Below are 26,121 nucleotides of genomic sequence, written 5' to 3' on the forward strand. Positions count from 1 at the left end.
CAGCGATCAGCATATGAGACTAGAGCGGCGGGGTCAATCCGGCCAGGACATTCGCCACATCTAGTAGCTGTTGATCAGGAGACCGCGCTTGGCCCCGATATTACCCCTAAGTCGGGCCGGGACGGAGATCCGGCCGGGGTCGCCGTCGGAGACGTACCGCTCGCGGGGATGCTTGTCCAGCCACTCCAGCCAGTGCTGCGAGCACCACTTGCGGCATTCTCCCTTCTTGCCGTTGCTCTGGATCCGCTGGATCGCGCCACGATCGAATTTTTTCGCGTACGGCGAAAGCGACGGCTCCGCCCCGGCCAGGAAGACCCCGTCGAAGGCGTATCGGGTGCCCTCCCACGCGCCGGAGCGCGCGGCCTTCTTCTTGCGCGGCATGGACCCGTACGGCAGCGCCATGGTCTTGGCCGGACCGGCGCCCAGGCGGACGAGCAGGCGCTCCAGCTTGGCGAGCTGCTTGCGGACGGTCCGCGTGGGCACGGCCCGGAGGTTGGGGTGGCCCCAGGTGTGGTTGGCCACCTCGAACCCGTTGCCGGCCAGCCAGCGGACGGCCGCGGCCTGCTCCTGCTCGGTCCGCAGGCCGAACGGCGTGTGGTTGATCCAGAACGTGGCCACGGGCCGGAAGTCGGGATATCTGGCCGCCGTCTCCAGGATGATCGCCACGGCCGTGTCGGGTTTGACGTTGCCGTGGACGTCGAGCCCGAAGTGGCTGGGGTGCCCGTCGTCGAAGGTGAGCACGACGGGGAACTTCCCGGCCGGCACCCGGATGTCGCCGGCGGCGAACTCCCTGGCGCTGATCGGCACGTACCCCTGCCGGGCGAGCTTGTCCAGCTCCTTCCTGAACTGGGCGGGGGTGCGGTCGATGGACGCCTGCCGCTTCTTGACGATCCGGTGGTACATGATCACCGGGATCTTGCCGAGCTCGTTGGCCTTGACCTCGCGGGCGAGCTCGGGCGTGGCGACGATTCCCGGTGGCGGCGTCGCCTCGGTGACCGCTGTGGTGGGCGCGGTGGGCGCGGGCGTGGCGCGCTGGGGTAACGCCGCGGGTGGCGGGGCGGGCTCGCCGGGGATCAGCAGGAGCCCGATGATCGCCGTCACCACGACCACGACGTTCGCCAAGCCGATGAGCCGCGCCTGGGACGATGTGGACCGCACAGAACTCCCGTACCGCTCGGGGAAATCGAACCCACAGAGTAGTCCAGAACCACCGCGGACCTCTGAGCCCTACGGGATACCCGGTCAAAAGAGGGCAAACCCGGCAAGAGTCAGTGGCCGGCGTCCTCCCAGGTGCGGCCCACGCCGATCGACACCTCCAGCGGCACCCGGAGGTGGTAGGCGGCGTTCATCTGGTCGGTGACGAGCTGCCTGAGCGTCTCCAGCTCGCCGGGCGCCACCTCGAACACCAGCTCGTCGTGGACCTGGAGCAGCATCCGCGAGGACAGCCCCTCCTCGCGCAGCGCCTGGCGCACGTGGAGCATGGCGACCTTGATGATGTCGGCCGCCGAGCCCTGGATGGGGGCGTTGAGCGCCATCCGCTCGGCCATCTCGCGGCGCTGGCGGTTGTCGCTGGTCAGGTCGGGGAGGTAGCGGCGGCGGCCCATCATGGTCTCGGTGTAGCCGTTGGTGCGGGCCTGGCGGACAATCTCCTGCAGGAAGTCGCGCACGCCGCCGAACTCCTGGAAGTATTCCTCCTTGAGCGCCCGGGCCTCGGCCACCGGGATGTTGAGCTGCCCCGACAGCCCGAAGTCGGACAGCCCGTAGGCCAGGCCGTAGTTCATCGCCTTGATGCGCGCCCGCAGCTCGCCGTCGATCTGCTCGGGCGACAGGTCGAACACCCGCGCGGCGGTCGCCCGGTGGAAGTCGTGGCCCGAGTCGAAGGCGGCGATCAGCGACTCGTCGCCCGACAGGTGGGCCATGATCCGCAGCTCGATCTGGCTGTAGTCGGCGGTCAGCAGCGTCTCGTAGCCCTCGCCGACGACGAAGCCCTGCCGGATGCGGCGGCCCTCGGCGGTGCGGATCGGGATGTTCTGCAGGTTGGGCTTCTCGGACGACAGGCGGCCGGTCGCGGCGATGATCTGGTTGAACGTGGTGTGGATGCGGCCGTCGTCGGCGATCTCCTTGATCAGGCCCTCGACCGTCGTGCGGAGCTTGGTCTGGTCGCGGTGGCGCAGCATGATGACCGGCAGCTCGTGGTCGGTCTGGGTGGCCAGCCAGGCGAGCTGGTCGGCGTCGGTGCTGTAGCCGGTCTTGATCTTCTTCGTCTTGGGCAGGCCGAGCCTGGTGAACAGGATCTCCTGCAGCTGCTTGGGCGAGCCGAGGTTGAACTGCTCGCCGACGACCCGGTGGGCCTCCTCGACGGCGTGCTTGACCGCGGCGCCGAACTCGGCCTCCAGGCCGGTGAAGTAGTCGCGGTCGACGGCCACGCCCGCCCGCTCCAGCTCGGCCAGCACGGTCAGCAGCGGCAGCTCGACGTCGGTGAGCAGCTGGGTGCCGCCGCGGCCGGTCAGGAAGGCCTCCAGCGCGTCGGCCAGCTCGCGCACCGCGTGGGCGCGCAGCGCGAGGTCCTTGGCGGGGGCGTCCTCGTCGTCGCCGAACAGCGCGGCCTGGCCGCTGGGCTCCTCCTCGGCGCGCAGGTCGCGGTGGAGATAGCGCCTGGCCAGGTCTTCGAGGGCGAACGTGCGCTGGCCCGGCATCGCGAGGTAGGCCGCCAGCGCGGTGTCGCAGGTGAGGCCGCGCAGGTCGAGGCCCTGCGCCCACAGGGCCAGCATCGGGCCCTTGGCGTCGTGGACGGCCTTGGGCCTGGACTCGTCGGCCAGCCAGGCGCGCAGCGCCGCCTCGTCGGCCTCGGTGAGCTTGGCGGGGTCGAGGTGGGCGGCGGTGCCGTCGGGCGAGGCGACGGCGATGGCGTCGACGCGGCCGGTGCCGCTGCCGTAGGAGCCCTTGAAGGCCAGGCCGGCGCGGCCCTCGGGCATGGCCGACAGCCAGCCCGGCACCCGGTCGGGGCCGAGGATCACGGTCTCGACCTCGAAGCCCTGGTCGGGCTCCTGCTCGCCGGTGCCGAGCGTCTTGAAGACGCGCTCGCGCAGCTCGCCGCGGATCTGGAGGGTGTCGAACAGCTTGTTGAGCTCCTCGCGGTCCCACGCGCCCTGCTTGAGCTCGGCGGGCTCGGCCTCGACCACGACGTCGCGCAGCAGCTCGGTGAGCCGGCGGTTCATCAGCACCTGGGCGACGTGCTCGCGCAGCTTGTCGCCGACCTTGCCCTTGACCTCGTCGACGCGGTCGACGAGCGCGGTGAGCGAGCCGTACTCGCGCACCCACTTGGCGGCGGTCTTCTCTCCGACGCCGGGGATGCTGGCCAGGTTGTCGCTGGGGTCGCCGCGCAGCGCGGCGAAGTCGGGATACTGCCGCGGGGTGAGGCCGTACTTCTCCTGCACCGCCTCGGGGGTGAAGCGGGTCATGTCGCTGATGCCGCGCCGGGTCATGAGCACGGTGACGTCGTCGTCGACGAGCTGCAGCGCGTCGCGGTCGCCGGTGACGATGAGCACGCTCATGCCCTCCGCGGAGGCGCGGGTGGCCAGGGTGGCGATGAGGTCGTCGGCCTCGAAGCCGGGCTTGGACAGCCGCGGGATGCGCAGGATGTCGAGCAGCTCGTAGATGAGCTGCATCTGGCCGCGGAAGTCTTCGGGGGTCTCCGCCCTGTTGGCCTTGTAGGCGGCGTACTCCTCGTGCCGGAAGGTCGGCTCCGAGCGGTCGAAGGCCACCGCGATGTGCGTCGGCTGCTCGTCGCGCAGGATGTTGGTCAACATCGACGTGAACCCGTAGACCGCCTCGGTGTGCTGACCGTCGGTGGTCATGAGGTTGGCGTCCTTGAGCGCGTAAAAGGCGCGGTAAGCCAGGGAATGCCCGTCGAGCAGCAGCAGGCACGGGCGGCTGGGGGTCACTTCACTCTTCGGCACACAGGCAGCCTAGTCTGCGACTACGACAGAAAACCCGAGCTGGAAAGACTGGAGGCGTCCCCTTGACGCAGATCGATCCCGCGGTCGGCCTCGCCTTCGTCCGTGACAAGACCGGCGTGCTCGCCGAGCGCATGGGCATCGAGTTCCTGGAGGCCACGCCGGAGCGGGTGGTCGCCCGCATGCCGGTGGAGGGCAACACGCAGCCGTACGGGCTGCTGCACGGCGGCGCCTCGGTGGTGCTGGCCGAGACGGTGGGCTCGACCGGCGCGGCGCTGCACGCCGGGCCCGGCAGGATCGCGGTCGGCGTCGAGATCAACGCCACCCATCACCGCTCGGCGACGTCGGGGTTCGTCACGGCCGTCGCCACTCCCCTGCACGCCGGGCGTACGCTCGCCAGCTACGAGATCGAGATCTCGGACGAAGCCGGGCGGCGGGTGTGCACCTCGCGCCTCACATGCATGCTGCGTGACGCCTGAGTCCTTTGCGTGACTTTTGTCCGCCCTTTGCGCATGCCCCCCACAGGTCGCTACGGTTGTGTGCACTAGAGCCCGCGGGGAGGCCGAGTAGATAACAGGTGAGGCCGGGGAAAGCCTTGCATGGCCCCAAAGGCCGCCCCTCGGGCTCTTTCATTCCCCCCTCGATCGTTAGCAATCTGTGACTGTCACCTGCCAGGTGCAACCCTCGATTTAGCCCCTGACCTGCCACCTTCGTTTGCTCACATGAGTGACACACACATGTCACTAAATGGTGACGAAGGATACTGAACCGGGCGTACGCGAAATAAGCTCCCGCCACAGCATCCCAGTTGTGCCTGCGATGCCCGCGTGTCGAGATGGAGGGGCACAACCCCGCCTTGACCTAATTGAGGGAGCACCATTGCGCAGAGCCGTGATCGCGTTCACGGCCTTCCTGGGTGGACTCATCCTGCTGCTCACCGTCCCGGCCCATGCGGCCGCACCGGAACAGAGCCTCAGGGGAACACTCACATTCCAAGGCCAGCCAGTGAACGGCGTGAAGATCGTGGTTACCACCGAAAGCGGGCAACCCGTTCAGGAGGTCACCAGCAACGCCCAGGGCACGTGGGAAGTGCCGATCGAGGAACCCGGCCAGTACAAGGTCACACTGGACGCCGCCACGCTCCCGCAGAACATGGCGATCCGGGGGGGCAACAACCAACGCGCCCCGACCGTGTACGAAGGCAACCCGACCACCGTCTTGTTCGCCCTGCAGGCCAAGACCGCGGACGGCGCGGCGGCGCCCGACGAGGGCGGCGGCAGCGCGTTCTGGCAGCGCGCGGCGCAGCTGACTTTCGAAGGCTTCAACCTGGGGCTGATCATCGCCCTGGCGGCGCTCGGCCTGTCGCTCATCTACGGCACCACCGGCCTGACCAACTTCGCCCACGGCGAGCTGGTCACCCTGGGGGCCTTGCTCGCCTATCTTGTGAACGTTCCCTTCGGCCTGCACATCATCCCGGCCGCGGTCATCGCGGTCATGCTGGCCGGCGGGATCGGGTACGCGCAGGACCGGTTCTTCTGGGGCCAGCTGCGCAGGCGCGGCACCGGCATCATCGCCGCGATGATCGTCTCGATCGGCGTGGCGCTGTTCATGAGATACCTGTTCCTCATCCTGTTCGGCGGCGAGACCCAGGCGTACGCCCAGTACAACGCCCAGGCCGGCCTCCAGCTCGGCCCCATCTCGGCCACGCCGAAGAACCTCATCTCGATGGGCATCGAGCTGATCGTGCTCATCGCCGTCGGGTTCGCCCTGCTGCGCACCCGTACCGGCAAGGCCGCCCGCGCGGTCGCCGACAACCCGGCGCTGGCCGCCTCCTCGGGCATCAACGTCGACCGGATCATCCGCATCATCTGGACCGGCGGCGGCGCCATCGCCGCGCTCGCGGGCGTCATGCTCGGCCTGTCGCAGAACCTGAAGTTCACGATGGGCCAGGAGCTGCTGCTCCTCATCTTCGCCGGCGTCACGCTCGGCGGCCTCGGCACCGCCTTCGGAGCGCTCATCGGCTCGATCATCGTCGGCCTGTTCATCCAGGTCTCGACGCTGTGGATACCACCGGAGCTCAAGAACGTCGGCGCGCTGGCCGTGCTCATCCTCGTGCTCCTCTTCCGGCCGCAGGGCATCCTCGGCCGCCGAGAGCGGATCGGCTGACGGGGGAATCATGAACTGGGACATCATCCTCTCCACCACCCTCAAGGCCGCCATCGGCGTCGAGACGGTGTGGTACGCGCTCGCCGCCATCGGCATCAACATCCACTTCGGCTACACCGGCCTGCTCAACTTCGGCCAGTCGGCGTTCCTGGCCGTCGCCGGCTACGGCCTGGCCGTCACCGTCACCGTGATCGGGCTGCCCTTCTGGATCGGCATCGGCGTCGGCCTGGTCGCCGCGGTCCTGCTGGCCTTCCTCCTGGGCATCCCCACGCTGCGGCTGCGCGCCGACTATCTGGCCATCGTGACCATCGCCGCGGCGGAGATCGTCAGACTCATCTTCCGTTCCGTGGAGTTCAAGAGCGTCTTCGGCGGCTCCGACGGCCGGCGCGGCTTCTCACAGGGCTTCTACGAGATCAACCCCTACGCGGAGGGGACCTACGGGTTCTGGCCGCTGAGCTTCAACGAGCGCGAGATGTGGGTGCTCACCGTCGGCTGGGTCCTGATCGCCATCGCCTGCCTCATCGTCTTCCTGCTGATGAAGAGCCCGTGGGGACGCGTGCTCAAGGCCATCCGCGAGGACGAGGACGCCGTGCGCAGCCTCGGCAAGAACGTGTTCTCCTACAAGATGCAGTCGCTGATCCTCGGCGGCGTGCTCGGCTGCCTGGGCGGCTTCGTCTACGGACTCGCCACCGGGTCCGTGCAGCCCGACATCTTCGGCACCGAGACCACGTTCTTCGCCTACACGATCGTCATCCTCGGCGGCGCCGCCCGCGTGTTCGGCCCGGTGGTCGGCGCGTCGATCTTCTGGGTGCTGCTGGTGCTCGTCAACGGTCTCCTCAGCGGCGCGGTGCAGTCCGGAGTCATCACCTTCATGGACATCACGCAGGTCGGCCCGTTCCGCTTCCTGCTGGTCGGACTGGGGCTGATCCTCCTGCTCGTCTACCGCCCGCAAGGCATCTTCGGCGACAAGAGGGAGCTGGCCATCAATGCACGCTGAGACCGCCACCGACCGCAAGGCCGCCGCGCTGGCCGCGTTCAAGGACCTCCCCCACGAGCCGGGCGTGGCCAAGCCCGACCCGATCCTCGTGGTCGACAACGTCGTGCGCCGCTTCGGCGGCCTGACGGCCGTCGACGTCGGGCACGTGGAGGTCCAGCGCGGCTCCATCACCGCCCTCATCGGCCCCAACGGCGCGGGCAAGACCACGTTCTTCAACCAGCTCACCGGCTTCGACACCGCCGACTCGGGCGAGTGGACGTTCAACGGGCGCAAGATGAACGGCGTACCGGCCCACAAGGTCGCGCGCGCCGGCATGGTCCGCACCTTCCAGCTCACCAAGGCGCTGTCGCGGCTCACCGTGCTGGAGAACATGAGGCTCGGCGCGCAGGGTCAGAAGGGCGAGAACTTCTGGCGCGCGCTGATCCCCGGGTCCTGGCGCGGCCAGGAGGACCAGATCACCGCACGCGCCGACGAACTGCTGGCCAGGTTCAAGCTCGACGCCAAGCGCGAGGACTTCGCCGGCTCACTCTCCGGCGGCCAGCGCAAGCTGCTGGAGATGGCCCGCGCCCTCATGGTCGAGCCCGAGCTGGTCATGCTCGACGAGCCCATGGCGGGCGTCAACCCGGCGCTCACCCAGTCGCTGCTCGGCCACGTCAAGGACCTGCGTGAGCAGGGCATGAGCGTGCTGTTCGTCGAGCACGACATGGACATGGTGCGCGACATCAGCGACTGGGTCATCGTCATGGCACAGGGCGCCGTCATCGCCGAGGGCCCACCGGACACGATCATGTCCGACCAGCGGGTCATCGACGCCTACCTGGGCGCCCACCATGACGCGCCGCTCTCGGAGAGCGAGCTGGAGGAGCAGCTCCATGAGGCCGAGGAGGCGCTCGAGGCCGAGATCCAGGAGGAGAGCAAGTGAACGCCGTCCCCGAGTCCAAGGCCGCCGTCACCGACCGCAGCGACCATCTCAGCGGCGCCGAGAACGCCGTGCTCCGCTGCGACGAGCTGATCGCCGGCTACCTGCCGGGTGTCAACATCCTCAACGGCTCCGACCTGTACGTGGGCGACGGCGAGCTGATCGGCATCATCGGCCCCAACGGGGCCGGCAAGTCGACGCTGCTCAAGGCCATGTTCGGGCTGGTCGACATCCGCAGCGGCACGGTCACGCTGAAGGGTGAGGACATCACCAACATGAAGGCGCACCAGCTGGTCTCGCGCGGCGTCGGCTACGTCCCGCAGACCAACAACGTCTTCCCCAGCCTGACCATCGAGGAGAACCTCGAGATGGGGGCCTTCCAGGCGCCCGCCAAGTTCAAGGAGCGCTTCGAGTTCGTCTGCGAGCTGTTCCCGGCGCTCAAGGAGCGGCGCAAGCAGCGCGCCGGCTCCCTGTCGGGCGGTGAGCGGCAGATGGTGGCCATGGCCAGGGCGCTCATGACCGAGCCGTCGGTGCTGCTGCTGGACGAGCCGTCGGCGGGCCTGTCGCCCAAGCTGCAGGACCTGGTGTTCCTCCAGGCCCAGCAGATCAACAAGGCCGGCGTCACCATCATCATGGTGGAGCAGAACGCCCGGCGCTGCCTGCAGATCTGCCACCGCGGCTACGTGCTCGACCAGGGGCGCAACGCCTACACCGGCACCGGACGCCAGCTCGCCGACGACCCCAAGGTCATCGAGCTGTACCTCGGGACCCTCGCCAGGGCGTAGATCACGGCACGAAACGGAGAAGGGGCTCCACCCGGGGCCCCTTCTCCGTTTTCAATGTCCATGTGAACCGTTTCGTGGCGTTCGTGCTCATGCTCCCCGTCCTGGCGGCCTGCGGGCAGGCGCCCGCCGCCGGCGCCTACAGCACCGGCGGCGACCCCGGCGACGATCCGTGCGCGCGCGTGGTCTCCGCCATCGGCTACGCCGGCCTCCTGCTGGAGCCCGCGGGCGAGGAGGACGCGCAGCGCTTCGAGGACGCCGTGCTCGGCCGCCTGGCCGAGGTGCGCGGCATCACCCTCCAGTTCGGCCCCCGCCTGCCCGCCTCGCTCGGCGGCGCCGTCCGTACGGTCGAGGCCACCACGCGGGACCTGTCCGTGGCGGACCTGCCGCGCGCGCGGCAGGTGGCGCTGCTCAAGGAGTACCGGGCCGCCGCCGCGCGGATCGAGGAGGGCTGCTCCTGAGCACGTGAAAGGGCCCCGGTCCTCAGGGGGGAGGGACCGGGGCCCGGTGGCTCACCGGAGGAGCGATCAGCCCTCGATGTTGCCCGTGCGGTACTCGACGGCCTTGGTGCCGTACTTGTTGTCGTCGCCGTACTCGTAGATGCCGATGGTGGCGACGGCCGGGTCACCGGCGTCGTTGAACTCGACCGGACCGCTCACGCCGTCGTAGTCGATGTCCTTGCCGGCCTTGAGCAGCTCGACGCAGGTCGGGAAGCTGTCGCACTTCTCGCCGCCCTTGCTGACCTCGGCCAGCTTGGCCGCGATGGCCGTGCCCGAGTCGCTCTTGGCGGCCTCCGCGGCCAGTGCGATCAGGTTGGCGGCGTCGTACGACTCCGGCGCGTAGCTGAAGTCCTCAAGGTCACCGTCCACCTCAAGGAGCTTCTTCTGGAAGTCCTCAGGAGACGCGGCGCCGGGGATCGTGCCCTTGACACCCTTCAGGGTGCCCTTGGGCATGTCGACGTAGTTGGTGTTGGAGGTGTTGCCGTCGACCATGTACCACTTGTGCTTGTCGGCCGACAGACCCTGCTTGACCAGCTCGTTGATGACCTTGGCGGTCTCCTCGAAGCCGATGAGCACGATGCCCGCGGGGTTCTTCGCCTTGAGCTTGGCGATGTCGGCGGCGAAGTCGGCGGCCTTCGGGTCGTAGTCGACCCGCTCGACCACCTCGGCGCCACCGTCCTCGACGGTCTTGACGACCTGGTCGGCCAGGCCGGTGCCGTAGGAGTCCTGCATCGCCATGATGGCGACCGTGGCGTTGCCGTCGGCGACGATCAGGTCACCGAGGACGCGGCCCTGCAGCTTGTCCGGTGGCGAGGTGCGGAAGTAGAGGCCCTTGTCGGCGATGGTGGTGAACGTGTCGGAGGTGTTGGCCGGGGAGAACTGGATGACGCCCGCGCCGGTGATCTTGTCGATCACCGTCTCCGAGACCGACGAGGAGGCGGCGCCGATGATGGCGTCGGCCTTCTGCGCCAGCAGGTTGTCGACCGACTGGGAGGCGATGTTGGTGGTCGTGTCGCCGGAGTCGGTGTGGATCTTGACGACGTCCTTGCCGAGCACGCCGCCGGCCTCGTTGATCTCCTTGACGGCCAGGTCGACGCCCGCGAACTCGGGCGGGCCGAGGAACGCGAGCGACCCCGTCTGCGGCAGCAGCGTGCCCAGGGTAAGCGTGCCGTCGCCCTCTGCCGCGGGGGCCGCGGAGGATGGCGCAGCCGACGAAGGTGTGGATTGCGAGGCGGTGTCGCTGCCACCACCGCAAGCTGTCAGGGCGAGGCTGGTGGCAGCCACGACAGCCAGCACCCGTCCCACGGGAGCAATGCGGACCATGAAGTAATCTCCTTCATTCCAGGCCGGGATCCGTCAGCACGCCGAGCGTTCCCGATCGAATGACGGAAACGTACAAAATGCCTGCATGGTGATGCCAGGGCAGCGGGGTAACTGTCGGCACTTGGATGCGGAGTCGTAATCAGTCCTCAACTTACGCGCGTGATCGGCAGGTGCTTAATCTGCGTCGGTGAAGCGGATAACGGCACTCCTCCCCCTGATGGCCCTCCTCGCAGGTTGCGGCGGTGACAGCGTGCCACCACCCGACGCCGCACCGCCGCCGGGCGTATCGGTCTCGCTCGCCCAGTGGCGCTCGGACGAGCCCGCGCACAGGATGCAGGTGGCCGTGCGCAACACCTCCGAGACTCCGGTGCACTTCACCGACGTTCAACTGGTGACGCCATCATTCACCACATTGGCCCCACAAAACGTGGAAATCACGGTCAAGAAGACGGAGAGAACCGACTTACCCATCCCCTTCGGGAAAGCCAACTGCACGCCCGGCCGCCTTCCCGGCGTCCAGCCGGCCACCGTCGTCGCCCACGTCCGCGTCGGCGCGGAGCAGGAGCCGCGCAAGGTGGTCTTCGAGATCCCCCACCCCGATCCGCTGCTGACCCGGCTGCTGCGCGACGAGTGTTCGGAGCATCTGATCAAGCTGGCGGCCGACATCGCCTTCGGCCCCGAGTGGAAGCGCGTCGGCGACGCCATGCACGGCACCCTCGTGCTGACCCGCCGCGGCGAAGGCGCCGTCACCGTGCACCGCATCGACGGCACCACGCACTACATCGCCGCCCCGGTCACCGAGGGTGACCCGATCGCCCAGTTGGACGCCGCGGCCCCGAGCATCGCGGCCGAGATCCGGCTCACCCCCGGGCGGTGCGACCCGCACGCCTTCGCCGAGGCCAAGAAGGCGTTCCTGTTCCCCGTACGCGCCAGCGTCGACGGCGGCGAGCAGCGCGTCGTGATCGTCAGCCCGCCGAAGGACGTCCAGGACCGCCTCATCCACTACGCGCTCGACGTGTGCGGCCTGCCCACGTCGTGAACCCGCGCCGGGGCGCTCAGCCCCGGTCGGCCGCGTCCTCGATGACGATCTGGGCGACCTCGCGCATGCTCAGCCGGCGGTCCATGGACGCCTTCTGGATCCAGCGGAACGCCTGCGGCTCGCTCCAGCCGTGCTGCGTCATCAGGCTGCCCTTGGCCCGCTCGACCAGCTTGCGCGTCTCCAGCCGCTCCGTCAGGCTCGACACCTCGGCGGCCAGCGCCACCATCTCCTCGTGACGGCTCACCGCCATCTCGATCGCCGGCACCAGGTCGGCCTTGGTGAACGGCTTGACCAGATAGGCCATCGCCCCCGCCTCCCTGGCCCGCTCCACCAGGTCACGCTGGGAGAACGCGGTGAGGATCAGGCATGGCGCGATCCGCTCGGCCACGATCCGCTCCGCCGCGGAGATGCCGTCGAGCACCGGCATCTTGACGTCCAGGATGACGAGATCGGGCCGCAGATCGGTGGCCAGCCGGATCGCCTGCTCCCCGTCGCCGGCCTCCCCCACGACGACGTAGCCGTCCTCCTGGAGCATCTCCTTGAGATCGAGGCGGATGAGCGCCTCGTCTTCCGCGATCACCACTCGCCGCTGCGTACTCACGAGCAGAAGAGTACCGATGTCCGGTACATTAGATCCACGGCGGCATCCTCGACAGTCTCCCTGAAGAGGTGAACCCCCACAAGTTTCCGGACACGTCCGGAAATATGCCGGAATGGTGGAATGGCAGACACTGACGCCTCAAAAGCGTCTGCCCGCAAGGGCGTGCGGGTTCGAATCCCGCTTCCGGCACCCCGGAAACCGTCGCACGCACCCTCGTGTGATCCTTGAGCGTGCTCTCCGATCGGCCGGTTACGGCGGCCAGGTCGTGCGCCGAACGCCCCGTCGAGACGCCCTCCCCCTGCTCCACGTGACCTTTCGCCTCGAAGGTACGCCTCCAAAGCAGGCATAGGGTGACCGAAGATCGGTAATGAACGGATCACGGTGGCTTTTCGGAGGTGGATGCCGTGGGGTTGAACGTGGCGGAGCGGGCCAAGTTTCTGGCGGAGCCGCATGTGGCCGGTGTGGCGGTCGACGCGGGAGCGGACAGGGGGCCGCTGAGCGTGCCGGTCTGGTACGACTACGAACCGGGCGGCGACGTGGAGTTCCTGACCGGGCGCGACTCCCGGAAGGCGGCGCTGATCGGGAAGACGGGCCGCTTCACGCTGCTGGTGCAGCGGACCAGCCCGACCTATCGGTACGTGTCCGTCGAGGGGCCGGTCGTGTGGTCGGGGCCGACGACGTTGGAGCAGCTCACCAGGATCGCCTCGCGCTACCTGCCGGTCGAGGCGGTTCCCGGCTACGTGGAGGGGTCCGACCTGGGCGCGCTGGTGACGTTCCGGATGCGGCCCGAACACTGGTTGTCGGCCGACCTGGGCGCCATCTGAGGAGCACCGTCACGGTATTTTGAGGCATGTGACTGCTATCGATCCTGCCGTGACCGGCGCTTTCGGCATCGGCCTCGCGACCATAGCCGCTGACGGCAGCGTACTCGACACCTGGTTCCCCGAGCCTCAGCTGGGCGAGCCGCCCGTGACGGGCACCGAGCGGCTCTCCGCCGAGGAGGCCGGCGAGCTGGGCGGGCTGGTGGGGCCCGACCAGGCTCGCGGCGTGGAGGTGGTGGCGGTCCGCACCGGCATCGCCAAGCTCTCCGAGCCGCCGGCCGACGCCCACGACGCCTACCTGCGGCTCCACCTGCTCTCGGCGCGGCTGGTCCGGCCGCACGGGCTGAGCCTCGACGGGGTGTTCGGCAAGCTGGCGAACGTCGTGTGGACCAGCCACGGGCCGTGCGCCGTGGACGGCTTCGAGATCACGCGGGCGCGGCTGCGGGCCAGGGGGCCGGTGGCGGTCTACGGGGTCGACAAGTTCCCGCGCATGGTCGACTACGTGATGCCGTCCGGGGTGCGGATCGCCGACGCCGACCGGGTGCGCCTGGGCGCCCACCTGGCGAGCGGCACGACCGTGATGCACGAGGGGTTCGTCAACTTCAACGCCGGCACGCTGGGCGCGTCCATGGTCGAGGGCCGGATCTCGGCGGGCGTGGTGCTCGGCGAGGGCTCCGACCTGGGCGGCGGCGCGTCCATCATGGGCACGCTCTCGGGCGGCGGCAAGGAGGTCGTCTCGGTCGGCGAGCGCTGCCTGATCGGCGCGAACGCGGGCATCGGCATCTCACTGGGCGACGACTGCGTCGTCGAGGCCGGGCTGTACGTGACGGCGGGCACGAAGGTGCGCCTGCCGGACGGCGGCGTGGTGAAGGCCAGGGAGCTGTCGGGGCGCGACGGGCTGTTGTTCCGCCGCAACTCCGAGACCGGCGCCGTGGAGGTGGTGACCCGCCAGGGCACCGGCATCGAGCTGAACGAGGCGCTGCACGCCAACTAGCGTCCGGCCGGCTTCCCTCCCGGGGGCAGCCGGCCGACGGACGGTCCCTCAGCTGGCGTGGGAGACGGCGGAGCCGATCGTGTGCACGCGCAGCGCGTTGGTGGAGCCGGGGGTGCCGGGCGGGGAGCCGGCGACGATGACCACCTTGTCGCCCTTCTCCAGCCGGCCCAGCGACAGCAGCGACGCCTCCACCTGCCGCACCATGTCGTCGGTGTGGTGCACGAACGGCACCTGGAACGTCTCCACCCCCCAGGTGAGCGAGAGCTGGCCGCGGACGTGGGGCGCGGAGGTGAAGGCCAGCAGCGGGATCGGCGAGCGGTAGCGGGCCAGCCGGCGGGCCGTCTCGCCGGACATGGTGAAGGCCACCAGGGCCTTGGCCCCCACGATGGCGCCGACCTCGGCGGCGGCGCGGGCGATGGCGCCGCCGGTGGTCTCCGGCATGCGCTCCAGGGTGTGGGTGGCGTGCAGCGAGGAGGCCTCGGCGGCGCAGGCGATGCGGTCCATCGTGGAGACGGACTCGATCGGGTAGTTGCCGACGGAGGTCTCGCCCGACAGCATGACCGCGTCGGCGCCGTCCATGACGGCGTAGGCGACGTCGGAGGCCTCGGCGCGGGTGGGGCGGGGGGCGCTCATCATCGAGTCGAGCATCTGCGTGGCGACGATGACCGGGCGGGCCTTCTCGCGGCACAGCTCGATGATGCGCCGCTGCACGATCGGCACCTGCTCCAGCGGCAGCTCGACGCCGAGGTCGCCGCGGGCGACCATGATGCCGTCGAAGGCCTCGACGATCTCGGGGAGGCGCTCGACCGCCTGCGGCTTCTCGATCTTGGCGAGGAGGGGGAGTCGGACGGCCTCCTGCTCCATGATGTTGCGTACGACGTCGGCGTCGGAGGGACGGCGGACGAACGACAGGGCGATCATGTCGAACCCGGTGCGCAGCGCCCAGCGCAGGTCGGTCTCGTCCTTGTCGGTGAGCGCGGGGGCGCTGACGTTGACGCCGGGCAGGTTGAGACCCTTGTTGTCGGAGATCATGCCGCCGATGACGACGCGGGTGACGACCCGGTCGCCGTCGACGCGGGTGACCTCGAGCACGAGCCGGCCGTCGTCGACGAGGATGGTGTCGCCGGGGCGCACGTCCTTGGCGAGACCCTTGTAGGTGGTGGAGACCTGCTCGCGGTCGCCGGGGACGTCTTCGGCGGTGATGGAGAAGACGTCGCCGAAGCCGAGCCGGACCGGTCCTTCCTCGAAGCGGCCGACGCGGATCTTGGGGCCCTGCAGGTCGGCGAGAACGCCTACACCGCGGCCGAGGTCGGCCGCCACCTCCCTGACGCGATCGAAGACCTCTCTGTGCATGTCATGGTCGCCATGGCTGAGGTTGAACCGTGCGACGTCCATGCCCGCGGCGATGAGATCGCGCAGGCGTTCGGGTGAGGACGTGGCTGGGCCTAGAGTGCAGACGATTTTCGCGCGACGTGTCACGAGTCCTACCTTAATTGGTACAGACCACTTGGCAGTCAAGGACGACGCAGAACGTACTGCGCGCGGGAGAACAGCACGGCAACGGCGACCGGCGAGCGCGCCACATGCACGTGTCGCCGTCATGGTTCGAAGGTGGCCGCCTCCAGGGCGTTGACGATGCCGTGGCCGTAGAAGCCGTTCTTGTCCGGGCCACCTTCGCACACGTGGGTGGTCTTCTCCCCGTACACGTCGTAGACGTACGCGCGCGGGACCGGGCACGCCGTCGGCGTCGCGGTCTTGTACAGGTACTCCTCGACGGTGTCCGGCGCGAGGGTGACGCCGCCCGGCCCCGGCTTGCCGAAGCGGCTGATGATGATGGCGGCCACGCCGCTGGCGTGCGGGGCGGCCATGGAGGTGCCGTCGAGATACTGGTAGTAGGCGCAGGTGCCGCGGGCGCAGTCGCGGACGACGTCCTGGCCCTTGGGCTTGCCGTCGGCGCCGATGCGGCCCTTGGCGCGCAGCGCCTTCTCGGGGGCGGCGGCGAGGATGGAGCGGGTCGGGGAGGCGCCCTTGCCGTCGAGCGCGTCGCCGCCGGGCGCGGCGACGTCCGCCTGTTCCGTCCCGTAGTCGCTGTAGATGGCCTTGCGGCCGGACGGGCCGACGGAGGCGACCGAGATGACGCCTTCCGACTCGGCGGGGACGTTGAGGCAGCCGTTGTCGATCCGGCGGATCTTCTCATCGCCGCGCGGGTAGCCGGGGCTGTCGTTGTCGACCTTCGGCCGGCCGAGGTCGGTGGCGCCGTTGCCGAGCGCGGAGACGAGGGTGACGCCCTTTTTCCTGGCGTAGTCGAGGGCGCGCTGCATGCCGGTGATGATGGCGCGCTGTTCGAGCTGCTCCTTCTTGCTGTCGGACGGGTTCGCCCGGCAGTTGAACAGCCACGGGTCGACGTAGTAGCTCATGTTGACCACGTCGACGCCGATGTCGCCGGCGTAGGTGAGGGCGTCGAGGCTGGCCTTGAGGAAGAAGAAGCCGGAGTCCTGGCCGGCCCGGATGTTGACGAGCTGCACCCCGGGGGCCACTCCGGCGATGCCGATGCCGTTGATGGGCGCGGCGATGGTGCTGGCGACGTGCGTCCCGTGGCCTTCGTCGTCCTGGTCGACGGGGTCCTTGCAGTCCGCGGCCTCGCAGGGGCCGTCGAGGTTCTCGCCGTTCTCGTCCTTGGGCCGGTCGGTGACGAAGTTGCGGCTGAGCCCGCGGTTGAAGTTGGGCGCGATGTCGGGGTGGTTGCCGTCGATGCCGGTGTCGATGACGCCGACGAGGACCTTCTTCGTGCCGGGCGCCTTCTCGTTGGCGCGGTCGGCGCCGATCATCCGCATGTCCCACTGGAGGCCGCTGAGCGGGTCGCTCTTCTCGGCGGAGCCCTTCTCGCCGAAGGCCGACCCGTCGGGGAACGCCCTGGCGGCGGTCGCGGAGGTGCGGCCGATGGCCCTGTCGCCGGAGACGCCGACGACGGCGGGGTCGGCGCCGACGGTCTCGGCGAAGCGCTCGCCGGAGCCCTGGGCGATCAGGTAGCCGAGCTTGGTCTCGGTGTGGGTGACGGTGCCGTCGGCCTTCCGCACGGCGGTGAGCGCGTCGGCCCGGCGGCCGTCGGCGTAGAAGACGAGGTAGTCGGCGGCGGCCGCGGCCGCGGGGGTGACCGGGGAGCAGGCGGTCAGCGCGGCTGTCGCCGACAGCGCCGCGAGGACCGGGGCAACACGCCTCATTTCTCCCCTATCATCCGTACTTCTCCAGAATGTGCATCTTCCCGACCTGCGGCAACTGATGCAACCCGCCGGATACGGGGACGAGCCGGGACACGAAACGCCCGCCCGGGAAGGGGCCGGGCGGGCGTTTCGTTCCAGCGCAGGTCAGACCAGCGGGCGGGCCGTCGGCAGGATCGGGTAGGGCAGCGCCGTGTCACCGGTCAGGAACCGGTCGACGCCGCTGGCGGTGGCGCGGCCCTCGGCGATGGCCCAGACGATGAGCGACTGGCCGCGGCCCATGTCGCCGGCCACGAACACGCCGTCGACCTTGGACATGTAGGTCTTGTCGCGCGCGACGTTGCCGCGGGCGTCGTAGAAGCCGTCGCCGCCCAGCTCGGCCAGGTCCCGCAGCAGCGGGCCCCGCTCCGGGCCGACGAAGCCCATGGAGAGCGTGACCAGCTCGGCCGGGATCTCCCGCTCGGTGCCGGGAATCGGCTTGAAGCCCGACTGCGGGCCCTCGACCTCCACCAGGCGCAGCGCCTTCACGTTGCCGTCGGCGTCGCCGACGAACTCCGTGGTGGAGACCGCGTACACCCGCTGCCCGCCCTGCTCGGCGAGCTCCTCGTGGGCGCTCTCCATCTTGAACAGGATCGGGAAGGTCGGCCACGGCTGCCCGGCGGCCCGGGTCTCGGGCGGCCGCGGCATGATCTCCAGCTGGGTGACGGACGCGGCGCCCTGCCGGATGGCGGTGCCGATGCAGTCGGCGCCGGTGTCGCCGCCGCCGATGACCACGACGTGCTTGCCCTCGGCGGAGATCGGGGAGACCGCGAAGTCGCCCTCCTGCACCTTGTTGGACAGCGGCAGATACTCCATCGCCTGATGGACGCCCTTGAGCTCGCGGCCCGCCACCGGCAGGTCGCGCCACGCGGTCGCGCCGCCGGACAGCACCACCGCGTCGTACTGCTCGCGCAGCTCGGCGGCGGTGACGTCGAGGCCGACGTTGACGCCGGTGCGGAACTCGGTGCCCTCGGCCCGCATCTGCGCCAGGCGGCGGTCGATGTGGCGCTTCTCCATCTTGAACTCGGGGATGCCGTAGCGCAGCAGCCCGCCGACGCGGTCGGCCCGCTCGTACACCACCACGTCGTGACCGGCGCGGGTGAGCTGCTGGGCGGCGGCCAGCCCGGCCGGGCCGGAGCCGACCACGGCCACCCGCTTGCCGGTCTTGCGCTGCGGCGGCTGCGGGGTCACCCAGCCCTCGGCGAACGCCCGGTCGATGATCTCGACCTCGACCCGCTTGATCGCCACCGGGTCGGCGTTGATGCCGAGCACGCACGCCGCCTCGCACGGAGCCGGGCAGAGCCTGCCGGTGAACTCCGGGAAGTTGTTGGTGGCGTGCAGCCGCTCGATCGCCTCGCGCCAGTCGGTGCGGTGGACGAGGTCGTTCCACTCCGGGATGAGGTTGCCCAGCGGGCAGCCGTTGTGGCAGAACGGGATGCCGCAGTCCATGCAGCGGGCCGCCTGCTTGGTCAGCTTGCCGGGCGGGAAGTCCTGATAGACCTCCTGCCAGTCGCCGATGCGGACGTCGACGGGGCGGCGCGCCGGCAGCTCCCGCTCGTGCGTGAGGAACCCCTTGGGGTCAGCCATCGGTACGCCTCCCTATCCCTGAACGTCGTTGGTCGAGCACAGTCCGCCTTCATGGCCATGCTCATTGCGGCGGGTCACGACTGCACCGCGGCCGCCATGACGGCCTCGTCGATGTCCCTGCCTTCGATGCGGGCGGCCTCCGCGGCCTCCAGGACCCGCCGGTAGTCGGTCGGCATGATCTTGCCGAACCGGGTGAGCGCGGAGTCCCAGTCGGCCAGCAATTGCTTGGCCGCCGGGGAACCGGTCTCGGCGAAGTGCTTCTCGACGGTCTCCTTGAGGAACTCGGCGTCCTCGCCGGTGAGCGCCTCGATGGCGACCATCTCGCGGTTGACCCGCTCGGCCCTGAGGTCGAGCAGGTAGGCGACGCCGCCGGACATGCCGGCCGCGAAGTTGCGCCCGGTGGGGCCGAGCACGACCACCCTGCCGCCGGTCATGTACTCGCAGCCGTGGTCGCCGACGCCTTCGACGACGGCGGTCGCGCCGGAGTTGCGCACGCAGAACCGTTCGCCGACGACGCCACGGATGAACACTTCTCCGGACGTGGCACCGTATAGGGCGACATTTCCGGAAATGATGTGACCGTCGAGCGGCGCCTCCTCGTGCGGGCGCAGCGTGACGCGACCGCCGGACAGGCCCTTGCCGAGGTAGTCGTTGGCGTCGCCGGTGAGCCGCAGCGTGATGCCGCGGGGCACGAACGCGCCGAACGAGTTGCCCGCCGAGCCGGTGAAGGAGATGTCGATCGTGTTGTCGGGCAGGCCCTCGCCGCCGTGACGCTTGGTGACCTCATAGCCCAGCATGGTGCCGACCGTGCGGTTCACGTTGCGGATCGGCAGGTCGAGCGTGACCGGGGTGCCGTCGCGGAGCGCGCCCTCGGCGAGCTGGATGAGCGTGTTGTCCAGCGCGTGGTCGAGGCCGTGGTCCTGGCCGGTGACCCGGCGCAGCGCGGTGCTCGCGGGCAGGTCGGGCCGGTGCAGGATCGGCGACAGGTCGAGCCCGCCCGCCTTCCAGTGGTCCTCTGCCGCCGTGGTGTCGAGCATCTCGACGTGTCCGATGGCCTCGTCGAGCGAGCGGAAGCCCAGCTCGGCGAGGTACTCGCGGATCTCCTCGGCGATGAACTCGAAGAAGTTGACCACGAACTCGGGCTTGCCGCTGAACCGCCTGCGCAGCTCGGGGTTCTGCGTGGCGACGCCCACCGGGCAGGTGTCGAGGTGGCAGACCCGCATCATCACGCAGCCGCTGACCACGAGGGGCGCGGTGGCGAAACCGTACTCCTCGGCGCCCAGCAGGGCGGCGATGACCACGTCGCGGCCGGTCTTGAGCTGGCCGTCGACCTGCACCACGATGCGGTCGCGCAGGTTGTTGAGCAGCAGCGTCTGCTGCGTCTCTGCCAGGCCCAGCTCCCACGGCGCGCCCGCGTGCTTGAGGCTGGTCAGCGGGGACGCGCCGGTGCCGCCGTCGTGGCCGGAGATCAGCACCACGTCGGCGTGCGCCTTCGACACCCCGGCCGCGACCGTGCCGACGCCGACCTCGGCCACCAGCTTCACGTGGACCCTGGACGCCGGGTTGGCGTTCTTCAGGTCGTGGATGAGCTGCGCGAGGTCCTCGATCGAGTAGATGTCGTGGTGCGGCGGCGGCGAGATGAGGCCGACGCCGGGCGTGGAGTGGCGCGTCTTGGCGATCCACGGGTAGACCTTGTGGCCGGGCAGCTGGCCGCCCTCGCCGGGCTTGGCGCCCTGGGCCATCTTGATCTGCAGGTCGTCGGCGTTCACCAGGTATTCGGAGGTGACGCCGAACCGGCCGGAGGCCACCTGCTTGATCGCCGACCGGCGGGCCGGGTCGTAGAGCCGCTCGGGGTCCTCGCCGCCCTCGCCGGTGTTGGACTTGCCGCCCAGCCGGTTCATCGCGATGGCGAGCGTCTCGTGCGCCTCCATCGAGATCGAGCCGTACGACATCGCGCCGGTGGAGAACCGCTTGACGATCTCCGAGACGGGCTCGACCTCCTCGATCGGAATCGGGGTGCCCGCGCGCAGCTTGAACAGGCCGCGCAGGGTCATCAGCCGCTCCGCCTGGGAGTCCACCATGCCGGTGTACTCCTTGAAGATCTCGTAGCGGCGGGTCCGGGTGGCGTGCTGCAGCTTGAAGACGGTCTCGGGGTTGAACAGGTGGGGCTCGCCCTCGCGCCGCCACTGGTACTCGCCGCCGACCTGGAGCCGGCGGTGCGCGTTCGCCGCCCTCGGGTACGCGTGCGCGTGACGCTCGGCGGCCTCTCTGGCCAGCACGTCGAAGCCGACGCCGCCGAGCCGCGAGGTGGTGCCGGTGAAGCAGGAGTCGATGACCTCCTGGCTCAGGCCGAGCGCCTCGAAGATCTGCGCGCCGGTGTAGGAGGCCACGGTCGACACGCCCATCTTGGACATGACCTTGATGACGCCCTTGCCGTACGCCTTGATCAGGTTGCGTACGGCCTTGCGCTTGTCGACCTTGAGCGTTCCGCTGTCGACCAGGTCCTCGACGGTCTCGATGGCGAGATAGGGGTTGACCGCGCCGGCGCCGTAGCCGATGAGCAGCGCCATGTGGTGGCACTCGCGGGCCTCGCCTGTCTCGATCACCAGGCCGATCTTGGTGCGGGTCTTCTCCTGGATCAGGTGGTGGTGCACCGCGCCGGTGAGCAGCAGCGACGGGATGGGCGCGAGCGCCTCGCCGGAGCCGCGGTCGGACAGCACGATGATCCGGGCGCCGTCGGCGATGGCCTGAGAGACCTCGGCCCGGATCTCGTCGAGGCGGTGCAGCAGGGCCTCGCCGCCGCCCGCGACCTCGTAGAGGCCGGAGACGACGTGCGGGTGGAAGCCCGGCAGGTCGTGCTCGTCGTTGATGTGGATGATCTTGGCGAGCTCGTCGTTGTCGATCACCGGGTACGGCAGCACGAGCTGGCGGCACGACGTCGGCCCGGGGTCGAGCAGGTTGCCCTCGGGGCCGAGCGTGCTGGCCAGGCTGGTCACCAGCTCCTCGCGGATGGCGTCCAGCGGCGGGTTCGTCACCTGCGCGAACAGCTGGCTGAAGTAGTCGAACAGCAGCCTGGGCTTCTCGCTGAGCACCGCGACCGGGGTGTCGGTGCCCATGGAGCCGATCGGCTCGATGCCGGTGCGGGCCATCGGGGTGAGGATGACGCGCAGCTCCTCCTCGGTGTAGCCGAAGGTCTGCTGCCGCTTGACGAGCGCCTCGTGGCTGGGGCTGTCGACCTCGCGCGTCTCGGACACGACCCAGCGCTCGCGCGCGGGCAGCTCCTCGAACCTGACCAGCCCCGCGTGCAGCCAGTCCTCGTACGGGAGCGCGGCGGCGAGCTCGGCCTTGATCTCGTCGTCCTCGATGATCTTGCCGCGGGCGGTGTCGATGAGGAACATCCGGCCGGGCTGCAGGCGGCCCTTGCGGACCACGTCCCCGGGCTCGAAGTCGAGCACCCCCGCCTCGGAGGCGAGCACGACGAGCCCGTCGGCCGTCACCCAGAAGCGGCCGGGGCGCAGGCCGTTGCGGTCGAGCACGGCGCCGGCGAGCGTGCCGTCGGTGAACGTGATCGACGCCGGGCCGTCCCACGCCTCCATCAGGGAGGAGTGGAACTCGTAGAAGGCGCGGCGCGCGGGATCCATCTCGGTGTGGTTCTCCCACGCCTCAGGGATCATCATGAGCACCGCGTGCGGCAGGCTCCGGCCGCCGATGTGGAGCAGCTCCAGCACCTCGTCGAAGGAGGCGGTGTCGCTCGCGTCGGGGTCGCAGATCGGGAAGAGCCGCGCAAGGTCGCCCGGGATCAGGTCCGATCGGAGCATGGCCTCGCGGGCGCGCATCCAGTTGCGGTTGCCCTTGACGGTGTTGATCTCGCCGTTGTGCGCGATGTAGCGGTACGGATGCGCGAGCGGCCAGCTCGGGAACGTGTTGGTGGAGAAGCGCGAGTGGACCAGCGCGATCGCGCTCTCGTAACGCTCGTCGGACAGGTCGGGGAAGAACGGCTCGACCTGCTCGGGGGTGAGCATGCCCTTGTAGACGACCGTACGCGCCGACAGGGACGGGAAGTAGACGTCCACCTCGTGCTCGGCCCGCTTGCGCAGGCAGAACGCGAGCCTGTCGAGGCCGAGCCCGGCCTCGCCGCCCGGCGAGGACACGAAGAGCTGCTTGAAGTACGGCATGACCGCGCGGGCGCTCGGCCCGGGCAGCGCGCGGTCGACCGGCACGTCGCGCCACCCGAGGACGGTGAGGCCCTCCTCGGCGGCGATCTCCTCGATCATGCCGGTGGCGATGGCCCGCGCCTGCTCGTCGATGGGCAGGAACGCGATGCCGGTGGCGTACTGCCCGGCGGGGGGCAGCGGGAAGCCGGTGGTCGCGCGGTAGAAAGCGTCGGGGATCTGGGTGAGGATCCCGGCTCCGTCGCCGGTGTCCGGCTCGCTACCCTTGGCCCCCCGATGATCCAGATTGCACAGCGCCGTCAGCGCCTTGACCACGATCCCGTGCCCCCGGCGTCCTGCGACGTCGGCGACCATGGCGACACCACAGGCGTCATGCTCGTTGGCGGGGTGGTAGAGGCCCTGGGGCTCGGGGAACCCGAGGTGGGCAGCAGGCATTGCATCCCTCCCGTCGTCATCGTCTGTCTTGAACTGCTTACAGGCGGGGACGACGTTGGCCCTGCTGCATATCGTGTGTAGAGGTTACCGCACGCTGCCGGAATGGTGCCCATCGCGTCCGTTTTACGAAACATGTCGCACTTATCCGAGGTCAGCGGCTCGGATCTTGGCGCGGCGGATCGATAGGGTGGCCGTATGGAGCGTGACGGGGTGGAGCGCCTGCTCGGCGCGGCAGGGGTGGACAGCAGGCGGCTCAGGCACGCGCTGACCCTGCTCTGCGACGGCCGCTGGTGGTCACTGGCCGACCTGGTCAGGGAGACGGCGACGTCCCGGCGCACCGTCGAGGAGCTGCTGCGCGAGCTGCGGACGGAGCGGGAGGGAGACCGGTTCCGGCTGCCGCCGGCGCACTGGCAGGACTTCCAGGACCTGCTGGCGCTCGCGCCGCCTCCGGAGGACCCGGTCCAGCACCTGGTCGCGCACTACGAGCCCGCGCTGGAGCGGCTGCGCGAGCTGGTGGCCAAGGCGCCGCGGCCCCGCCACGCGCTCGACCACGTGCCGGCCACGCCCGAGACGGTCCTGCGCCGGGCGCTGCTGCTCGGGGCCCGTTTCTGGCTCCCGGGCGGGCGACTGCTGTGTGTCGGCGACCATGACCTGACCTCGGTCGCGGTCAAGCTGGTGCACCCGGAGACCGACGTGACCGTGGTGGACGTCGACGACCGCATCCTGGCCTACATCGACGAGCAGCGGCTGGGGATCCATACCCGCTGGGCCGACCTGCGGCTGGGCCTGCCCGCGTCGGCCCGCGACCACGACCTGGCCGTCACCGACCCCCCGTACACCCCGGAGGGCGTCGGCCTGTTCGTGGCCCGCGCGCTGGAGGGCCTGACGGAGAACGGGCGCGTCCTGCTGGCGTACGGGGCGAGCGAGCGGACCCCGGCGCTGGCGCTGAAGGTGCAGAACGCCCTGTCGGCGTTGAACGTGGCGTTTGAAGCGATTTACCCAGATTTCAACAGATATTTCGGGGCAGAGGCGATCGGCTCCGCCGCCGACCTCTACATCCTGCGCCCCACCACCAAGACCGCCCCCGCCGTGCGCTCCCGCCTCTCCCAGCTCACCACCGCCATCTACACCCACGGCCCCCAATCGGTCGAGTCCGCCCCGGGCCAAGCGGAGCCCCGCCCGACCCCCGCGAGCATGGCCGAGTCCGCCACCCGCCTCTCGTCCGCCGGCGAGGCCGACCTGCTGGTCGGCGACTGGCCCGCCGCCCTCCCCCAGCCCCGGGTCAAGCTGGCGACCTGGCTGGGCAAACCGTACGCGGCCTCGGTGGAGAGGGTCGCGATCGCCGTCCCCCCGGGCCTGGAGGCCGCCCTCCCCCGCTTCCTGCTGGCCACCCGCGCCCCGCACGTCGAGGTCCACCTGGCGGGCCCCTTCGACATCCCCTCAGCGCTGGACCCCGTCTACAGCTTCACCGAGTCCGGCGCCATGCTCACCGCGACCCGCCGCCCCCGCCCCGAGACCCCGCAGGCCCAGATCCTCCGCCGCATCCTCGACAGCGGCCACGCCAAACTGGCCAACACCTGGCGCGAGGCCCTCATCGCGGTAGCCGCCGCCCACGACGTCACCCTCACCAAGAACGAGGCCCGCGCCCTGATCCGCGAGGCGGCCCCCTGGGCCGGCGACCTCACCCCCCTGGACGCCCCACTCCACCGCCTCACCACCCTCCCCTCAGCCATCGACGCCACCCTCCGCTCCCTCCCCGACGACGGGAACAGCGGCGTTTCGAATCCCCACGGCGGGAACAGCGGGCCGTAAGGCACGCATGACGGCGCCTCACCCGAGGGGGTTCCCAAAGAGGTTTGAAGCTTTTCACGCACTACGGCCGGTCACGCACAGGTCGAGAGAAACCCCGCTCACGTGGCGTCGAGGACGCGCGACTGGACGACGGCGCTCAGCCCGTCGAGGGCGATCAGAGGCTGCACCAGATCGCCCTCCGCGGCGCCCTCCAGGACACCCGCCCAGCTGACCGTCACGTAGTGCCCCAGCGCGCGGACCTCGGCGCGGCTGCGGGCCGGGTCGAACGGGAGCGCCTGCCGGACGAACCCGTCCGTGCGCAGGGCGGACACCAGCGCGTCGGCGGCCCGCCCGTCCGGGAGGTTGAAGATGACGAACTGCCCCGCCATCCCCTCCCCCCGGTACGTGGCACGCAGCGCCTGCGTGCACCCGTCGGCCTCGACCCCCCACAGCGCGTCCGCGCAGTCGTCGAGCTCCTCGACGGCCTCGCGCCGCAGCGCTCCGAGGGTCTGCGTGGCGCCGGTGAAGACCTCGGCCGCCGTCAGCGGACGGGTGTCGGCCTGGCGGGTGTCGACGAGCGCGTACAGGGCGGACGTGGGCTGGGTGCGCAGCGCGGCGGGCCGGGGCGCGTCCCGTCCCAGCCACAGCCACGCGCCCGCCGCGACGACGGCGAGCGCGGCCGACACCAGCGCGATGACGAGTCGGACCGGCATCTAGTCCCCCTGTGACGCCAACAACCTGCCGCTGCGGACGAGCGGCCTCCTCGGTAACCGGACGAGCG

Annotated in this window: 19 protein-coding genes and 1 tRNA gene; 11 read left to right on the forward strand and 9 right to left on the reverse strand. The window is 70.0% G+C overall.

The genetic code is table 11. From position 1 onward, the window contains the following. Positions 1-60: 60 nt before the first annotated feature. Together ACIBF7_RS12380 and polA are read right to left on the reverse strand one after the other, a co-directional pair. Entirely contained in the window at positions 61-1,158 is a 1,098-nt protein-coding gene (locus ACIBF7_RS12380) for a polysaccharide deacetylase family protein (protein ID WP_397197111.1), read from the reverse strand. A 110-nt stretch (positions 1,159-1,268) separates the two neighbouring features. After that, complete coding sequence (gene polA / locus ACIBF7_RS12385) at positions 1,269-3,959, reverse strand: DNA polymerase I (RefSeq protein ID WP_397197112.1); 2,691 nt, start codon at positions 3,957-3,959, stop codon at positions 1,269-1,271. Positions 3,960-4,021: 62 nt separating this feature from the next. Between polA and ACIBF7_RS12390 the strand changes: the two genes are divergently transcribed. The 6 genes from ACIBF7_RS12390 (at position 4,022) to ACIBF7_RS12415 (ending at position 9,281) form a co-directional block, all read left to right on the forward strand. Further along, entirely contained in the window at positions 4,022-4,435 is a 414-nt protein-coding gene (locus ACIBF7_RS12390; protein WP_372452401.1) for a PaaI family thioesterase, read from the forward strand. A gap of 535 nt (positions 4,436-4,970) precedes the next feature. Further along, positions 4,971-6,122 (forward strand): branched-chain amino acid ABC transporter permease, encoded by a 1,152-nt coding sequence (locus ACIBF7_RS12395; RefSeq protein WP_397197113.1) that lies wholly within the window; start codon positions 4,971-4,973, stop codon positions 6,120-6,122. A 10-nt stretch (positions 6,123-6,132) separates the two neighbouring features. Then, positions 6,133-7,119, forward strand: coding sequence for a branched-chain amino acid ABC transporter permease (locus ACIBF7_RS12400; protein WP_148032610.1), 987 nt, complete (start codon positions 6,133-6,135; stop codon positions 7,117-7,119). Next, positions 7,109-8,041: an ABC transporter ATP-binding protein gene (locus tag ACIBF7_RS12405; protein WP_148032611.1), complete on the forward strand. Its 933-nt coding sequence runs from the start codon at positions 7,109-7,111 to the stop codon at positions 8,039-8,041. Before ACIBF7_RS12400 ends, ACIBF7_RS12405 begins: the two co-directional genes overlap by 11 nt. Beyond that, complete coding sequence (locus ACIBF7_RS12410) at positions 8,038-8,823, forward strand: ABC transporter ATP-binding protein (RefSeq protein WP_148032612.1); 786 nt, start codon at positions 8,038-8,040, stop codon at positions 8,821-8,823. Before ACIBF7_RS12405 ends, ACIBF7_RS12410 begins: the two co-directional genes overlap by 4 nt. Positions 8,824-8,885: 62 nt before the next feature. Next, positions 8,886-9,281, forward strand: coding sequence for a hypothetical protein (locus ACIBF7_RS12415; RefSeq protein WP_397197114.1), 396 nt, complete (start codon positions 8,886-8,888; stop codon positions 9,279-9,281). A gap of 66 nt (positions 9,282-9,347) precedes the next feature. Here ACIBF7_RS12415 and ACIBF7_RS12420 read toward each other — a convergent pair whose 3' ends face one another. Continuing rightward, the gene (locus ACIBF7_RS12420; protein ID WP_397197115.1) at positions 9,348-10,643 is read right to left on the reverse strand and encodes an ABC transporter substrate-binding protein; all 1,296 of its coding nucleotides are present in this window, start codon (positions 10,641-10,643) and stop codon (positions 9,348-9,350) included. Between the two features lie 250 nt (positions 10,644-10,893). Between ACIBF7_RS12420 and ACIBF7_RS12425 the strand changes: the two genes are divergently transcribed. Next, the gene (locus ACIBF7_RS12425; RefSeq protein WP_397197116.1) at positions 10,894-11,682 is read left to right on the forward strand and encodes a hypothetical protein; all 789 of its coding nucleotides are present in this window, start codon (positions 10,894-10,896) and stop codon (positions 11,680-11,682) included. A 16-nt stretch (positions 11,683-11,698) separates the two neighbouring features. Here ACIBF7_RS12425 and ACIBF7_RS12430 read toward each other — a convergent pair whose 3' ends face one another. Continuing rightward, positions 11,699-12,283, reverse strand: a complete 585-nt coding sequence (locus ACIBF7_RS12430) for an ANTAR domain-containing response regulator (RefSeq protein ID WP_261808661.1) — start codon at positions 12,281-12,283, stop codon at positions 11,699-11,701. A gap of 106 nt (positions 12,284-12,389) precedes the next feature. Here ACIBF7_RS12430 and ACIBF7_RS12435 point away from each other — a divergent pair. The 3 genes from ACIBF7_RS12435 (at position 12,390) to dapD (ending at position 14,098) form a co-directional block, all read left to right on the forward strand. Beyond that, positions 12,390-12,472 (forward strand) — tRNA-Leu (locus ACIBF7_RS12435). A 215-nt stretch (positions 12,473-12,687) separates the two neighbouring features. Then, positions 12,688-13,107: a pyridoxamine 5'-phosphate oxidase family protein gene (locus tag ACIBF7_RS12440; RefSeq protein WP_148032616.1), complete on the forward strand. Its 420-nt coding sequence runs from the start codon at positions 12,688-12,690 to the stop codon at positions 13,105-13,107. Positions 13,108-13,156: 49 nt separating this feature from the next. Then, on the forward strand, positions 13,157-14,098 hold the full coding sequence (gene dapD / locus ACIBF7_RS12445; protein WP_397197117.1) for a 2,3,4,5-tetrahydropyridine-2,6-dicarboxylate N-succinyltransferase: 942 nt from the start codon (positions 13,157-13,159) through the stop codon (positions 14,096-14,098). 48 nt (positions 14,099-14,146) lie between these two features. On the opposite strand, the gene pyk is transcribed toward dapD, so the two are convergent. The 4 genes from pyk to gltB form a co-directional block, all read right to left on the reverse strand. Beyond that, on the reverse strand, positions 14,147-15,577 hold the full coding sequence (gene pyk / locus ACIBF7_RS12450; RefSeq protein WP_148032618.1) for a pyruvate kinase: 1,431 nt from the start codon (positions 15,575-15,577) through the stop codon (positions 14,147-14,149). A gap of 119 nt (positions 15,578-15,696) precedes the next feature. Then, positions 15,697-17,319: a S8 family peptidase gene (locus ACIBF7_RS12455; RefSeq protein WP_397197118.1), complete on the reverse strand. Its 1,623-nt coding sequence runs from the start codon at positions 17,317-17,319 to the stop codon at positions 15,697-15,699. Between the two features lie 144 nt (positions 17,320-17,463). Next, positions 17,464-18,942, reverse strand: coding sequence for a glutamate synthase subunit beta (locus ACIBF7_RS12460; RefSeq protein WP_397197119.1), 1,479 nt, complete (start codon positions 18,940-18,942; stop codon positions 17,464-17,466). Positions 18,943-19,016: 74 nt separating this feature from the next. Then, entirely contained in the window at positions 19,017-23,549 is a 4,533-nt protein-coding gene (gene gltB, locus ACIBF7_RS12465) for a glutamate synthase large subunit (protein ID WP_397197120.1), read from the reverse strand. 195 nt (positions 23,550-23,744) lie between these two features. On the opposite strand from gltB, the gene ACIBF7_RS12470 reads away from it, so the two are divergent. Beyond that, on the forward strand, positions 23,745-25,361 hold the full coding sequence (locus ACIBF7_RS12470; protein ID WP_397197121.1) for a bis-aminopropyl spermidine synthase family protein: 1,617 nt from the start codon (positions 23,745-23,747) through the stop codon (positions 25,359-25,361). 98 nt (positions 25,362-25,459) lie between these two features. Here ACIBF7_RS12470 and ACIBF7_RS12475 read toward each other — a convergent pair whose 3' ends face one another. Beyond that, positions 25,460-26,053, reverse strand: coding sequence for a hypothetical protein (locus ACIBF7_RS12475; protein ID WP_148032622.1), 594 nt, complete (start codon positions 26,051-26,053; stop codon positions 25,460-25,462). Between the last annotated feature and the right edge of the window lie 68 nt (positions 26,054-26,121).

Source organism: Nonomuraea sp. NPDC050478, assembly GCF_044458265.1.
Taxonomy (GTDB): Bacteria; Actinomycetota; Actinomycetes; order Streptosporangiales; family Streptosporangiaceae; genus Nonomuraea; species Nonomuraea ferruginea.

Coding starts and splice junctions, on each gene's coding strand:
- gltB (WP_397197120.1), bottom strand. CDS start 23,549: ATGCCTGCTGCCCACCTCGGGTTCCCCGAGCCCCAGGGCCTCTACCAC.
- ACIBF7_RS12405 (WP_148032611.1), top strand. CDS start 7,109: ATGCACGCTGAGACCGCCACCGACCGCAAGGCCGCCGCGCTGGCCGCG.
- ACIBF7_RS12470 (WP_397197121.1), top strand. CDS start 23,745: ATGGAGCGTGACGGGGTGGAGCGCCTGCTCGGCGCGGCAGGGGTGGAC.
- ACIBF7_RS12420 (WP_397197115.1), bottom strand. CDS start 10,643: ATGGTCCGCATTGCTCCCGTGGGACGGGTGCTGGCTGTCGTGGCTGCC.
- ACIBF7_RS12400 (WP_148032610.1), top strand. CDS start 6,133: ATGAACTGGGACATCATCCTCTCCACCACCCTCAAGGCCGCCATCGGC.
- ACIBF7_RS12460 (WP_397197119.1), bottom strand. CDS start 18,942: ATGGCTGACCCCAAGGGGTTCCTCACGCACGAGCGGGAGCTGCCGGCG.
- ACIBF7_RS12475 (WP_148032622.1), bottom strand. CDS start 26,053: ATGCCGGTCCGACTCGTCATCGCGCTGGTGTCGGCCGCGCTCGCCGTC.
- ACIBF7_RS12455 (WP_397197118.1), bottom strand. CDS start 17,319: ATGAGGCGTGTTGCCCCGGTCCTCGCGGCGCTGTCGGCGACAGCCGCG.